The organism is Streptomyces pacificus (genome assembly GCF_011766325.1).
In the GTDB taxonomy this organism is placed as follows: Bacteria; Actinomycetota; Actinomycetes; order Streptomycetales; family Streptomycetaceae; genus Streptomyces; species Streptomyces pacificus.
Map to the genome: position 1 here is coordinate 188555 of NZ_BLLG01000007.1, position 13082 is coordinate 201636.

Below are 13082 nucleotides of genomic sequence, written 5' to 3' on the forward strand. Positions count from 1 at the left end.
CGTATCGTTGTACCGCGCGGCCGGCCGCCACCCGCGGCGGCCGGGGAGGAGCGCCATGATGACCGTCGTGGAGACCGACAGGATCGAGATGGCTGAGAGCGACAACGAGCGCACGCTGGACGAGATGTTCGAGGCGCTCGAGCGGATGCCCGTCCCCGAGGGGTACAAGGTCGAGATCGTCGAGGGGACCGTATTCATGTCGCCGCAGCGGGACGCGCATTGGGACATCATCGCGGAAATCTACGACCAGTTGCGAGGGCAGTACCCCCGGAAAAGGATCAAGTCGGACGTTCGCATCGACTACCCCGGCCACCTGAACGGGTTCGCCACCGACCTGACCCTTCTCAGGGGGGACGCCGAGAAGAACGCCAAAGGGCAGTGGCGTCATGAGGACGTCGTCTTCCTGGTCGAAGTCGTCTCGAGGAGCACCGGGGCCAACGACTACGGCCCCAAGAAGCGGGCCTACGCGACCGCCGAGGTGCCGGTCTACCTGATCGCCGACCCCTACGTCGGCCGTTGCCACGTGTACACCCAGCCCAAGGGCGGCGACTACCTCGTGGAGACCACCGTCGCCTTCGGCGCGGACGTCGACCTCACCGGCACGCCCGTCGATCTCACCCTCGCGACCGGGCAGTTCCCCCGCGACTGAATCAGACGTGGAGCGGTACATGGTTCACCCGGTGAGATTCGGGATGGTGTGGAAATGTTCAGTTTGATCGTCGGTATCCTCCTGATCGTCTTCGGTGTCTGCCTCATCGGGGACTTCGGAAGGACCGCGACCCGTCTCTATGCCTTCTTCGTCAATTTCATGAATCCTGGACGCGCTACCGCCGGGACCTTCCGACTGGTGGGAGTATTCGCAGTCCTCCTGGGAGTCGGCTGGGTCGCGACTTCATTCCCGCTCGGATAACAGTCGGATGACAAGCGAGGCATGCCGCGACATTCTGCGGCACGCCTCGCTGACCTCAGTCACTCATGAGCTGATCCGCCGTGGGGTGCCCCGGCTGTTGCGGGAGTACGGGCAGCCCGCGGCGGTGCCGGTCGCTTCCCCTAACCGGGCCCGCGGCGCGGCGCCGGTCGCGGACCTGGTTAGTACTCCAGCTGTAGTTCGTGATCTTGCTGGTCGGGGCCGGTGCGGAGACGGGTGCGGCCACCGTTGATCATCGTGACTTGTGTGGAGAAACAATGAGACGGTGGCCGCAGGTCACAGCATAGATCCCGTCCGTTGGCGGGAGGCGTTCGAGGTGGCCATGGGCCGGATCGCGGGCCGGTTCACCCGGGTCGAACCCCGGCTGCGGGCCGGGCGGCTGGTACTGGGCCTGCTGTCGGACCTGCCGCGCAAGAACTGCTGGACGATCGCGGAGTGGGCCGGGGAGGCCGCCCCGCACGGCATGCAGCATCTACTGCCCCGGGCCTCCTGGGATGCCGATGGCGTCCGTGACGACGTGCGCGAATACGTCGTCGAGCACCTCCATGACGAGGCCGCGGTCCTGGTGGTCGACGAGACCGGCGACGTGAAGAAGGGCACCCACACGGTCGGGGTCCAGCGCCAGTACACCGGCACCGCCGGGCGGATCGAGAACTCCCAGGTAGCGGTCTACCTGGTCTACGCCGGGATACGCGGGCACGCGGCGGTGGACCGGGAACTGCACATCCCGCGCTCCTGGACATGCGACCCGGACCGCTGCCGGGCCGCCGGCCTCGGCGAGGACACCGCCTTCGCGACCAAGCCGGACCTGGCCCGCACGATGATCGAACGGTTCCTGGACGCCGGACACCACGTCGGCTGGGTCACCGGCGACGAGGTCTACGGCGGCAACCCGAAACTCCGTACGGCTCTGCAGGAACGCGGCATCGGCTACGTCCTCGCGGTGGCCTGCTCAGCCGAAGTGCCCACCGGAGCAGGCAAGTTCCGCGCGGATGCCCTGGCGGCGAAGGTGCCGAAGCGGGCCTGGCAGAAGCTCTCGGCCGGACGCGGCGCGAAGGGGCAGCGGTTCTACGACTGGGCCGTCATCGACCTCGCCGAGCCGGCCCCGGGCCGCCACCAGCTGCTGATCCGCCGCAACCGCAGCACCGGTGAACTCGCCTACTACCGCTGTCACTCCACCACGCCGGCATCCCTGGCCACCCTGGTCAGGGTCGCAGGCCAGCATGATCAACCGGCCCAGGCCGGGGCGATCCGGGCAAACGCCGAGACCCTGGTGGGGGCACGGGTGGTACGCGGACCGCCGACGGAGCTCTGGTGGGGGAACTCGAACTCGGAGTGGGCGGTGACGTCTTTGCTGCCGACATTTCGGGCGGACCGGTCTATGCGTGGATCGGTGAATGGTGAGACGGATGTCTATTATTGTAGGAGCAGGTGTGACGGATTTCGCCAAGGAGGAGCTCCCGGTCGGGGGTCAGCTGCTTCTACTCTTCGGTGTCGGGGGCTTTTTCCTTGCGGTTGGCGTCTGGCTCTGGGCCAACGCGGCCAATCCCGAAGCTGTGAACAGGTTCCGTTCGCTGTCGGGCTTCTCTCCTCGAGGAGAGAAGGAGACGCGAATCCTGTCGCGCATTCTGGGGGTGGCGTTCGTACTCGTTGGTGTGGGAGCAAACGTAGGCGGCGTCATGGTGGCGTTCCGCCAGGCGTGATGCGTGCTCGGATCTTGGACAGGGGGTCGGGTGAACGGCGAAGTGAGCTGCACTGGTTCTCGTGGAGTCCCTGAAGCTTGGGTTACGCTTCCAGGCGTAAGAACAGGCGCACTGGGCGCAACTGCACGAAGTCCCGCAGACCGCTTGATCACACGATTGCGGACTCTGCGAAACTCGGGGCAGCTCACTTCTCAGCCTCCTGGGATGTTCAGGCTCACCGGGGTCGGGCTTCGCCGAAGAGGCGCTCCAGGACCAGGGCCACGCCGTCGTCCTCGTTGGACGCGGTCCGCCGGGGGACCGCGGCGAGTACGGAGGGGTGCGCGTTGCCCATCGCGTAGGCGCTGCCCGCCCATCGCAGGATCGCCAGGTCGTTCGGCATGTCGCCGAACGCCACCACTTCGTGCGCGGTGATGCCCCGTTCCGCGCAGAGCGCGGACAGTGCGGCGGCCTTGGTGACGCCCCGTGCGCTGATCTCCAGCAGCCCGCGCCCGCCCGAGTGGGTGAACTGCGCCTCCCCGCCCGCCGTCTCCTCCGCCAGGGCCATGAGCACGTCCGCGCCGAACCGGTGGGAGTGGGCGAGCAGTTTGACGATGGGGACGTCCAGCAGCCACAGGTCGCCCAGCGACGCGACCGGCGACTGCGCGGCGAGCCCGCCGCTGAAACGCAGCAGATACGAGGGTTCGTACAGCACCCTCAGGCCCGTCTCCACGGCGAACCCCAGCCCCGGTGCCGCTTCGGCGAGGACTGTCGCCACCCTGCGGGCGGTGTCCGGTACCAGGGTCCGGGACCGGATGACCGTATGCGCCCGCACGTCGTACACCTGGGCGCCGTTGCTGCACACCGCCGTGCCCGCGAGTCCCGTGGCCGTGGCCAGGGCGTCCACGTAGCGCGGTGGCCGCGCGGTGACGAAGACGATGTCGGCGCCGCGCCCCGCGGCCGCCCGCAGGGCGCGCAGGGTGCGTTCCGATACGGTGCCGTCGCGGCGTAGCAGCGTGCCGTCCAGATCGGTCGCGATCAGCCGGGGGCGGGAGCGAGGGTGCCGCATCGGCCCAGGCTAGTGCCGCGTCAGGCGACGTTCGCCGCGTCGCGACGGGCGGCACGGCCGGCCCGGCGAATCGCTGCGTTGCCGCATCGACCGCGTCAGCCCCCCGCTTCGCCGAGGCCATGGTGAAACGCTCGGTCGGTCCCTCGCACACGCTGGTCATCCTGACGAACTTCACGCCCGCAGCGCGGGACGGTTCCGCCTCGGTCTTGTGCTCGCCGGAGAGGCGACACCGCAGACCAATCGGTGTTTCACGGGTGGTGCGCGCTTCCGCGGCGTGAAGGGGGAGAGGTGGCCGGGCGCGTTCTGTGCCATGGCGTTTGGTGCAGTATGGTGAATTGCTGGTTCATTCGAGTAGACGGAGAGGGATCGATGGGCAGGCTCCGTGGCGCGGATGCGGTCCCAGGCGACGGCGGCCGTGAGGGTGCGGAGCGGGTGGCCGCCGCCACGGTCGCCCTCCCGGAGGCCGCCGGTGAGCTGAGGTCGGGTGAACTGGGGCCGGGTGCACGGCGCGCCCGGGGTTCGCTCGGGCCGGTGGCCCTCGTCGTCGCCGGGGGTCTCTCCGTGCAGTTCGGCGCCGCCGTGGCCGTGCTGCTGATGCCCCGCGCGGGAGCGCTCGGAGTCGTCACGCTCCGGCTGGTCCTCGCCGCCGCCGTGCTGCTGCTGGTCTGCCGGCCCCGGCTCCGCGGCCACTCCCGCGGCAGCTGGGGCACGGTCGTCGCCTTCGGTGCGGCGATGGCCGGGATGAACATGCTCTTCTACCAGGCCGTCGACCGCATCCCGCTGGGCGCGGCGGTGACCCTCGAGGTGCTCGGCCCGCTGGCGCTGTCCGTGATCGTCTCCCGGCGGCCGGTGAACCTCGTCTGGGCGGGCCTCGCGCTCGGCGGCGTCGTCCTGCTGAGCGGCGGGGGCTTCGACCGGCTCGATCCGGCCGGTGCCGCGTTCGCCCTCGGCGCGGGTGCCATGTGGGCGGCGTACATCGTCTTCAGCGCCCGCACCGGACGCCGCTTCCCGCAGGCCGACGGGCTGGCCCTGGCGATGGCGGTCGGCGCCGTCCTCAGTCTGCCGTTCGGCCTCGCCGAGGCGGGCGGCACGCTGCTCGTCCCGTCCACGATCGGGCTGGGTCTCCTGGTCGCGCTGATGTCGTCCGTACTGCCGTACACACTGGAACTCCTCGCCCTGCGGCGGCTGCCCGCGCCCACCTTCGCCGTGCTGATGAGCCTGGAGCCGGCGATCGCCGCGACGGCCGGGTTCCTCGTGCTGCACCAGGCGCTGTCCGCGGCCGACGCGCTGGCGATCGCTCTGGTCGTCGCGGCGAGCATGGGCGCGGTGCGCACCCAGGTAGGCGCGGGCGGCCGTACGGCGTGAGGACGCCCCGCGGGCGGCGTCCACGGGCTGTTTGCAGGCTGTCCGCAGGCTGTCCGCGGACGCGGCTCGCGCCTGGTCCCGCCCGGCTCGCGCCCGGCCCCGTCCGCATCCGGCCGTGAAAAGTAAAGCAAGCATGCTTGCTTGTTTCGTGGTCCGCTGTCATGCTCCGGGCACCACGCCGTGTCCCGGAGGGAGCGCCCCGTGTCCGACCCCGCGGCCGTCATCGACGACCTGCGCGCAGAGAGCGACGAACTCGACCGGCTGGTGGCCGGTCTGGGCGACGGGCAGTGGGGGGCGGCCACCCCCGCCGCCGGCTGGACCGTCGCCCACCAGATCGCCCACCTTGCCTGGACCGACGAGACCGCGCTGCTCGCCGCCACCAGCCCCGGCGCCTTCGCCCGGGAGGTCGAGAAGGCGTTCGCCGAGCCGGACGCCTTCGTCGACCGGGCAGCGGAGGCCGGGGCCCGCCGTCCGCCCGCCGAACTGCTCGCCCACTGGCGCACCGTCCGCGAACGGCTCCGGCAGGCGCTGTACGAAGCGCCCCCGGGTGCCCGGATCCCCTGGTACGGGCCGCCGATGAGCGCCAGGTCGATGGCCACCGCCCGGCTGATGGAGACCTGGGCGCACGGCCAGGACGTGGCCGACGCCGTCGGCGTCGTCCGGGAGCCGACCGCCCGGCTGCGGCACGTCGCCCATATCGGCGTACGGGCCCGTGACTACGCCTACCTGGTGCGCGGACTCGAGGCGCCGAAGGCGGAGTTCCGGGTCGAGCTGACCGGGCCCGGCGGCGAGCTGTGGACCTGGGGGCCCGAGAGCGCCGCCGGTGGGCCCGGCGCCGGGGGCGGGGGGAGGGTGACCGGCCCCGCGCTGGACTTCTGCCTGCTGGTGACCCAGCGCGCGCACCGGGACGATCTCGCGGTCCGCGCGGAGGGCGCCGACGCCGACCGCTGGCTGGACATCGCCCAGGCCTTCGCCGGCCCTGCGGGCACCGGCCGCGCCCCTGCGGGTACCGGCCGCGCCCCTGCGGGTACCGGCCGCGCCCCTGAGGGGGCCTGACCGATGCCGCCCGCGGAGCCCGCCCCGCTGCGGATCGGCAACGCCTCCGGCTTCTACGGCGACCGCTTCGACGCCGTGCGCGAGATGCTCACCGGCGGTGAACTGGACGTCCTCACCGGGGACTACCTGGCCGAACTGACCATGCTCATCCTCGGCCGGGACCGGATGAAGGACCCGGGGCTCGGCTACGCCAGGACCTTTCTGCGCCAGCTGGAGGAGGGCCTGGGCCTGGCGTACGAGCGCGGTGTGCGGATCGTCGCCAACGCCGGCGGGCTCAACCCGTCCGGCCTCGCCGGCGCCGTGCGGGAACTCGCCGCCCGGGTCGGGGTCCCCGTGCGCGTCGCCCATGTCGAGGGCGACGACCTCGCCGACCGCTTCCCCGGCGCTCTGGCCGCCAACGCCTACCTCGGCGGCGGCGGGATCGCCGCCTGCCTGGCGGAGGGCGCCGACGTCGTCGTCACCGGCCGGGTCACCGACGCCGCGCTCGTCACCGGGCCCGCCCAGTGGCACTTCGGCTGGGGGCCAGGCGACCTCGACGCCCTCGCGGGGGCCGTCGTCGCCGGGCATGTGCTGGAGTGCGGCACCCAGGCGACGGGCGGCAACTACGCCTTCTTCGCCGGCGAGCGCCACGCGGGCCGGGACCTGCGCCGCCCCGGGTTCCCCCTCGCCGAACTCCACGCCGACGGCAGCAGCGTCATCACCAAGCACCCCGGCACCGGCGGCTTCGTGGACACCGGCACCGTCACCGCCCAGCTGCTGTACGAGACGGGCGGAGCACGCTACGCGGGCCCCGACGCCACCGCCCGCCTCGACTCCCTGCGGCTCACCCGGGACGGCCCGGACCGGGTCCGGATCACGGGTGTGCGGGGCGAGGCCCCGCCCCCGCAGCTCAAGACCGGACTCACCCGCCTCGGCGGCTGGCGCAACGAGGTCGTCTTCGTGCTGACCGGCCTCGACATCGAGGCCAAGGCGCGGCTCGCGCGCGAGCAGATCGAGGACGCGTTCGACCGCGCCGGGTCCCGCCCCGCCGAGGTCCGCTGGGAACTGGCCCGCACCGACCGGCCGGACGCCGCCACCGAGGAGACCGCGAGCGCGCTGCTGCGGCTGGTGGTGCGCGACCGCGAGGCGGAGGCCGTTGGCCGGGTCGTCAGCGGCGCGGCGGTCGAGACGGCACTCGGCGGCTACCCGGGCTTCCATGTGACCGAACCGCCGGGAAAGGGCGTGCCGTACGGGGTCTTCGAGGCCGCCTACGTGGACGCGGGGTCCGTCGCGCACACCGCCGTACTCGACGACGGCCGCCGGCTGCCCGTGCCCCCGGCCCCGCACACCCGCGCCCTGGAGCCCGTGCCGGAACCGCCGCTGCCCGAGCCGCTGCCGGCCGGGGTGAGCACCCGCCGCGCGCCCCTCGGCCTGGTCGCCGGGGCCCGCAGCGGCGACAAGGGCGGCGACGCGAACATCGGGGTGTGGGTCCGCGGCGACGAGGAGTGGCGCTGGCTGGCGCACGAGCTGACCGTGCGGCGGCTGCGCGAACTCCTCCCGGAGACGGCGGAGCTGACCGTCATACGCCATGTGCTGCCGAACCTGCGGGCGCTGAACTTCACCGTCGTGGGCCTGCTGGGCGAGGGCGTCGCGGCCCGTACCCGCTTCGACCCGCAGGCGAAGGGCCTGGGGGAGTGGCTGCGGGCCCGGCACATGGACATCCCGGAGCGGCTGCTGTGACGCGGCCGGGCCCTCGCCCCGCCGTCCGGGCCGCCGCCACGCCCCGCTCGCGCTGCCCGGTACAGGCGGGCCACCGGGCCACCGGGCCACCGGGGCGCCGGACCGTGCCACGGCGGCGCCCGCCGCCCCGCGGCGGGCATCCGGTGCGCCGCGCCGGGCTGCGGGGCGGCGCCGTCCGGATGCCGCGTTCCGCGCTCCCGGTCCCGCGCCCCGGTCCCGCGCTGCGTTCCGCGCTCCCGGTCCCGCGCCGCGCTCCGCGCCCCGGCGCATCGCGCCCCCGCGTTCCGCATCGCCCCCCGCACCGGAGGTGACCCCGTGACCGTCCTCGCCAGCACGCTCGACAGTGCGTCCCCCGACCACACCGCCCACCGGGAGGCCATGCTCGCCCGGCTCGGCGCGCTCGACGCCGAGCACGCCAAGGCCCTCGCCGGCGGCGGTGAGAAGTACACCGCACGCCACCGCGAGCGGGGCAAGCTCCTGGCCCGGGAGCGGATCGAGCTGCTGCTCGATCCCGACACCCCGTTCCTGGAGCTCTCGCCGCTCGCCGCGTGGGGCAGCGACCACCCCGTCGGCGCCTCCGTCGTCACCGGCATCGGCACGGTCGAGGGCGTCGAGTGCCTGGTCACCGCCAACGACCCCACCGTGCGCGGCGGAGCGAGCAACCCCTGGACGCTGAAGAAGGTCCTGCGCGCGAACGAGATCGCGCTCGCCAACCGGCTGCCGCTGATCAGCCTCGTCGAGTCCGGCGGCGCGGACCTCCCCTCCCAGAAGGAGATCTTCATCCCGGGCGGGGCGCTCTTCCGCGACCTCACCCGGCTGTCCGCCGCCGGAATCCCCACGATCGCGGTCGTCTTCGGCAACTCCACCGCCGGTGGGGCGTACGTCCCCGGCATGTCCGACCACACCGTCATGATCAAGGAACGGTCGAAGGTCTTCCTCGGCGGGCCGCCTCTGGTGAAGATGGCCACCGGCGAGGAGAGCGACGACGAGTCCCTCGGCGGCGCCGAGATGCACGCCCGTACGTCCGGACTCGCCGACCACTACGCCCTGGACGAGTACGACGCACTCCGCCACGCCCGCCGCATCGTGGCGCGCCTCAACCACCGCAAGGCGCACCCCGCCCCGGGCTCCCCGGCGGCCCCGGCGGCACCGGCCGAAGCTCCCGTGTACGACGAGGAGGAACTGCTCGGCATCGTCCCGGAGGACCTGAAGACCCCGTTCGACCCCCGGGAGGTGATCGCCCGGATCGTCGACGGCTCCGACTTCGACGAGTTCAAGCCGCTCTACGGCCCGAGCCTGGTCACCGGCTGGGCACGGCTGCACGGCCACCCCGTCGGGGTCCTCGCCAACGCGCAGGGGGTGCTGTTCAGCGCCGAGTCGCAGAAGGCCGCCCAGTTCATCCAGCTCGCCAACCAGCGCGACATCCCGCTGCTCTTCCTGCACAACACCACCGGCTACATGGTCGGCAGGGAGTACGAGCAGGGCGGCATCATCAAGCACGGCGCCATGATGATCAACGCGGTCTCCAACTCGAAGGTCCCGCATCTGTCGGTGCTGATGGGCGCCTCGTACGGCGCCGGGCACTACGGGATGTGCGGCCGGGCGTACGACCCGCGCTTCCTGTTCGCCTGGCCCAGTGCGAAGTCCGCGGTGATGGGCCCCCAGCAGCTCGCCGGGGTGCTGTCGATCGTCGCCCGCGCCTCGGCCGCCGCGAAGGGGCGGGACTACGACGAGGAGGCCGACGCGGGACTGCGCGCGATGGTCGAGCAGCAGATCGAGACCGAGTCGCTGCCGATGTTCCTGTCCGGTCGGCTGTACGACGACGGCGTCATCGACCCGCGCGACACCCGCACGGTCCTCGGCCTGTGCCTGTCCGCCATCCACACGGCCCCGGTCGAAGGCGCGCGCGGCGGCTTCGGCGTCTTCAGGATGTGAGGCCCCGATGATCGAAACCCTGCTCGTCGCCAACCGCGGTGAGATCGCCTGCCGGGTGTTCCGCACCTGCCGGGAACTCGGCATCGCGACGGTCGCCGTCCACGCCGACCCGGACGAGGGCGCCCTGCACACCCGGGCGGCCGACGCCGCCGTACGGCTGCCGGGGGCCGCGCCGGCCGCCACCTATCTGCGCGGCGACCTGATCGTGAAGGCCGCGCTCGCGTCCGGCGCGGACGCCGTCCACCCCGGCTACGGGTTCCTGTCCGAGAACGCCGACTTCGCCCGCGAGGTCATCGCCGCGGGCCTGACCTGGATCGGGCCGCCCCCGGACGCCATCGAGGCGATGGCGTCCAAGACCCGGGCCAAGGAGCTGATGGGGATCGCCCCGCTCGACGCGGACGCGGTCACCGGCGCCGACCTTCCCCTGCTGGTGAAGGCGGCGGCGGGCGGCGGCGGCCGCGGGATGCGGGTCGTCCGTGAACTGGGTTCCCTGAAGGGCGAGGTGGCGGCCGCGCGGGCCGAGGCGCTGAGCGCCTTCGGGGACGGCGAGGTCTTCGTCGAACCGTACGTCGAGGGCGGACGCCATGTGGAGGTGCAGATCCTCGCGGACGCCCACGGCACGGTGTGGGCGCTCGGCACCCGGGACTGCTCGCTGCAGCGCCGCCACCAGAAGGTCGTGGAGGAGGCGCCGGCGCCGGGGCTCGGCGGGGAACTGGCGGCGCGGCTGGAGGAGGCGGCCGTCCGTGCCGCCCGGGCGACCGGCTACCGGGGCGCGGGCACGGTGGAGTTCCTCGTGGTCGGCGACCGGGCCCACTTCCTGGAGATGAACACCCGGCTCCAGGTGGAACACCCCGTCACCGAGGCGGTGTTCGGCGTCGACCTGGTGGCCCTGCAGATCCGCGTCGCCGAGGGCGCCGCGCTGCCGCCCGCCCCGCCCGCCCCGCGCGGCCACGCGGTCGAGGCCCGGTTGTACGCCGAGGACCCGTCCCGCTCCTGGTCCCCGCAGACGGGCACGCTCCACGCGCTGTCCTTCCCGGCGTCCGGCGCCGGCCTGGGCCTGCTGCCGGGTGAGGGTGCCTCCGGTACGCCGTCCGGCCGGGGTCCCGGTGCCTCCGGTACGCCGTCCGGCCGGGATCCGGCGACGGACGCCGGGGCCTCCGGTGCCGCTGCTCCCCGGGCGTGGACCCGGGTCGACGCCGGCTACGGCGACGGGGACCGGATCGGGGTGCACTACGACGCGATGATCGCCAAGGTCGTCGTCTGGGCGCCGACCCGGCGGGAGGCCGTACGCCGGCTCGCCGGCGACCTGGCGCGGGCGGTGATCCACGGTCCGGTGACCAACCGGGAGCTGCTCGTACGGTCCCTGCGGCACCCCGAGTTCACCGAGGCGCGGATGGACACCGGCTTCTACGACCGGCATCTGCCCGCACTGACCGCGGCGGCGGGCGGCGAGGAACTCGCCGCGCTCGCCGCGGCCCTGGCGGACGCCGCCGCCCGGGGGGCCGCCGGCCGCACGGCCGGCACCACCGCCCGTCTCGGCGGCTGGCGCAACCTGCCCTCGCAGCCGCAGGTCAAGCGCTACCGCGGCCGGGACACCGAGCACGAGGTCCGCTACCGCACCACCCGCGACGGCGTACAGGCCGAGGGCTTTCCCGGAGTCCGGGTCCGCCGTGCCGACCCGGACACCGTGCGGCTCGAATCCGACGGCGTCGAGCGGGAGTTCCGGATATCCGTGTACGGCGGCGACCGGGTCCACGTCGACACGCCCACCTCGTCCCACGCCCTCACTCGGCTGCCCCGCTTTCCCGACCCCGCCGAACAGCACCAGCCCGGTTCCCTGCTCGCCCCCATGCCCGGCACGGTCGTCCGGGTCGCCGAGGGCATCGCCCCCGGCGCCGCCGTCACCGCCGGCCAGCCGCTCGTCTGGCTGGAGGCGATGAAGATGGAGCACCGCATCACCGCTCCCGCCTCCGGCATCCTCACCGCGCTCCACGCCGCCCCCGGCCGCCAGGTCGAGGTCGGTGCCCTTCTCGCCGTCGTCCACCCCGCAGCACAGGAGGAGAACGCGTCATGAGCACGATCACGGGCACGATCATCGAAAGCGAAGAGCGCGCCGCGCTGAGGGCCGCGGTGGCCGCCCTCGGGAAGCGCCACGGCCGCGACCACGACCGCGAGGCGCTGTGGGCCGAGGCCGCCAAGCTCGGCTACCTGGGCGTCAACCTCCCGGAGGAGTACGGCGGCGGGGGCGGCGGACTGTCCGAGCTGTCCATCGTGCTGGAGGAACTCGGCGCCGCCGGATGCCCCCTGCTGATGATGGTGGTCTCGCCCGCGATCTGCGGCACCGTCATCGCCCGCTTCGGTACCGAGGAGCAGCGGCGCGCGTGGCTCCCCGCCCTCGCCGACGGCACCCGCACCATGGCCTTCGGCATCACCGAGCCGGACGCCGGCTCCAACTCGCACCGGATCACCACCACCGCGCGGCGCACCGACGACGGCTGGGTCCTCTCCGGCCGCAAGGTGTTCATCTCCGGCGTCGACATCGCCGACGCGACGCTGATCGTGGGCCGCACCGAGGACGCCAGGACCGGGAAGCTGAAGCCGTGCCTGTTCATCGTCCCGCGGGACGCGCCCGGCTTCGGCCGCTCCCGGATCGACATGGAGCTGTTCGCCCAGGAGAAGCAGTTCGAGCTGGTCCTCGACGACGTGGAGCTGCCGAGGGACGCGCTGGTGGGCGAGGAGGACGCCGGCCTCCTCCAGCTGTTCGCCGGGCTCAACCCGGAGCGCGTCATGACGGCCGCGTTCGGGATCGGCATGGGCCGCTACGCGCTGGCCCGGGCCGTGGAGTACGCCAAGGAACGGCAGGTGTGGAAGGCGCCCATCGGCGCCCACCAGGCCATCGCCCACCCGCTCGCCCAGGCGCACATCGAGCTGGAACTGTCCCGGCTGATGATGCAGAAGGCCGCGGCGCTGTACGACGCCGGTGACGACCTGGGCGCGGGCGAGGCCGCCAACATGGCCAAGTACGCGGCCGGCGAGGCCTGCGTCAAGGCAGTCGACCAGGCCGTCCACACGCTCGGCGGCAACGGCCTCACCCGGGAGTACGGTCTGGCGTCCCTGGTCACCGCCGCGCGGGTCGCCAGGATCGCCCCGGTCAGCCGCGAGATGGTGCTGAATTTCGTGTCGCATCAGTCCCTGGGTCTCCCCAAGTCGTACTGACGGGGGCATTCTGGCGACCACGGCAGTGTCCGGGCAGTGTCCGGGTCGTGGCAGGTCGTGGCAGGTCGTGGCCGGGCCACGGCCGGGTCGCCGGTGCCGGTGCCAGTGCCCGCGA

General features: G+C 73.0%; 8 protein-coding genes and 1 pseudogene. 8 read left to right on the forward strand and 1 reads right to left on the reverse strand.

Annotated elements, in window-relative coordinates; translation table 11 throughout:
* The first annotated feature begins 55 nt into the window (after positions 1 to 55).
* Both SCWH03_RS14735 and SCWH03_RS14740 read left to right on the forward strand, forming a co-directional pair.
* Positions 56 to 649, forward strand: coding sequence for a Uma2 family endonuclease (locus SCWH03_RS14735; RefSeq protein ID WP_173264686.1), 594 nt, complete (start codon positions 56 to 58; stop codon positions 647 to 649).
* A 601-nt stretch (positions 650 to 1250) separates the two neighbouring features.
* A pseudogene (locus SCWH03_RS14740) lies at positions 1251 to 2147 on the forward strand (IS701 family transposase); the annotation flags it as partial.
* 698 nt (positions 2148 to 2845) lie between these two features.
* Here the strand turns inward: SCWH03_RS14740 and SCWH03_RS14745 are convergent.
* Positions 2846 to 3676, reverse strand: coding sequence for an HAD family hydrolase (locus tag SCWH03_RS14745; RefSeq protein ID WP_173264687.1), 831 nt, complete (start codon positions 3674 to 3676; stop codon positions 2846 to 2848).
* A 432-nt stretch (positions 3677 to 4108) separates the two neighbouring features.
* Between SCWH03_RS14745 and SCWH03_RS14750 the strand changes: the two genes are divergently transcribed.
* The 6 genes from SCWH03_RS14750 to SCWH03_RS14775 all read left to right on the forward strand — a co-directional run bounded on the left by SCWH03_RS14750 (position 4109) and on the right by SCWH03_RS14775 (position 12967).
* Positions 4109 to 5041 carry an EamA family transporter gene (locus SCWH03_RS14750; RefSeq protein WP_173264747.1) on the forward strand — a complete coding sequence of 311 codons (933 nt, stop codon included), beginning with the start codon at positions 4109 to 4111 and terminating at the stop codon, positions 5039 to 5041.
* Positions 5042 to 5242: 201 nt separating this feature from the next.
* Positions 5243 to 6097 carry a TIGR03084 family metal-binding protein gene (locus tag SCWH03_RS14755; protein ID WP_173264688.1) on the forward strand — a complete coding sequence of 285 codons (855 nt, stop codon included), beginning with the start codon at positions 5243 to 5245 and terminating at the stop codon, positions 6095 to 6097.
* Positions 6098 to 6100: 3 nt separating this feature from the next.
* Entirely contained in the window at positions 6101 to 7816 is a 1716-nt protein-coding gene (locus SCWH03_RS14760; RefSeq protein ID WP_173264689.1) for an acyclic terpene utilization AtuA family protein, read from the forward strand.
* Between the two features lie 315 nt (positions 7817 to 8131).
* On the forward strand, positions 8132 to 9751 hold the full coding sequence (locus SCWH03_RS14765) for an acyl-CoA carboxylase subunit beta (protein WP_173264690.1): 1620 nt from the start codon (positions 8132 to 8134) through the stop codon (positions 9749 to 9751).
* Positions 9752 to 9758: 7 nt separating this feature from the next.
* A complete protein-coding gene (locus SCWH03_RS14770) occupies positions 9759 to 11825 on the forward strand; it encodes an ATP-binding protein (protein WP_173264691.1) in 2067 nt (688 codons plus the stop codon).
* A complete protein-coding gene (locus SCWH03_RS14775) occupies positions 11822 to 12967 on the forward strand; it encodes an acyl-CoA dehydrogenase family protein (protein ID WP_173264692.1) in 1146 nt (381 codons plus the stop codon). Before SCWH03_RS14770 ends, SCWH03_RS14775 begins: the two co-directional genes overlap by 4 nt.
* The last annotated feature ends 115 nt before the right edge of the window (positions 12968 to 13082 follow it).

Excerpts from the sequence above, each read along its gene's own strand:
- SCWH03_RS14735 (WP_173264686.1), top strand. The coding sequence starts at position 56 with ATGATGACCGTCGTGGAGACCGACAGGATCGAGATGGCTGAGAGCGAC.
- SCWH03_RS14760 (WP_173264689.1), top strand. The coding sequence starts at position 6,101 with ATGCCGCCCGCGGAGCCCGCCCCGCTGCGGATCGGCAACGCCTCCGGC.
- SCWH03_RS14770 (WP_173264691.1), top strand. The coding sequence starts at position 9,759 with ATGATCGAAACCCTGCTCGTCGCCAACCGCGGTGAGATCGCCTGCCGG.
- SCWH03_RS14745 (WP_173264687.1), bottom strand. The coding sequence starts at position 3,676 with ATGCGGCACCCTCGCTCCCGCCCCCGGCTGATCGCGACCGATCTGGAC.
- SCWH03_RS14775 (WP_173264692.1), top strand. The coding sequence starts at position 11,822 with ATGAGCACGATCACGGGCACGATCATCGAAAGCGAAGAGCGCGCCGCG.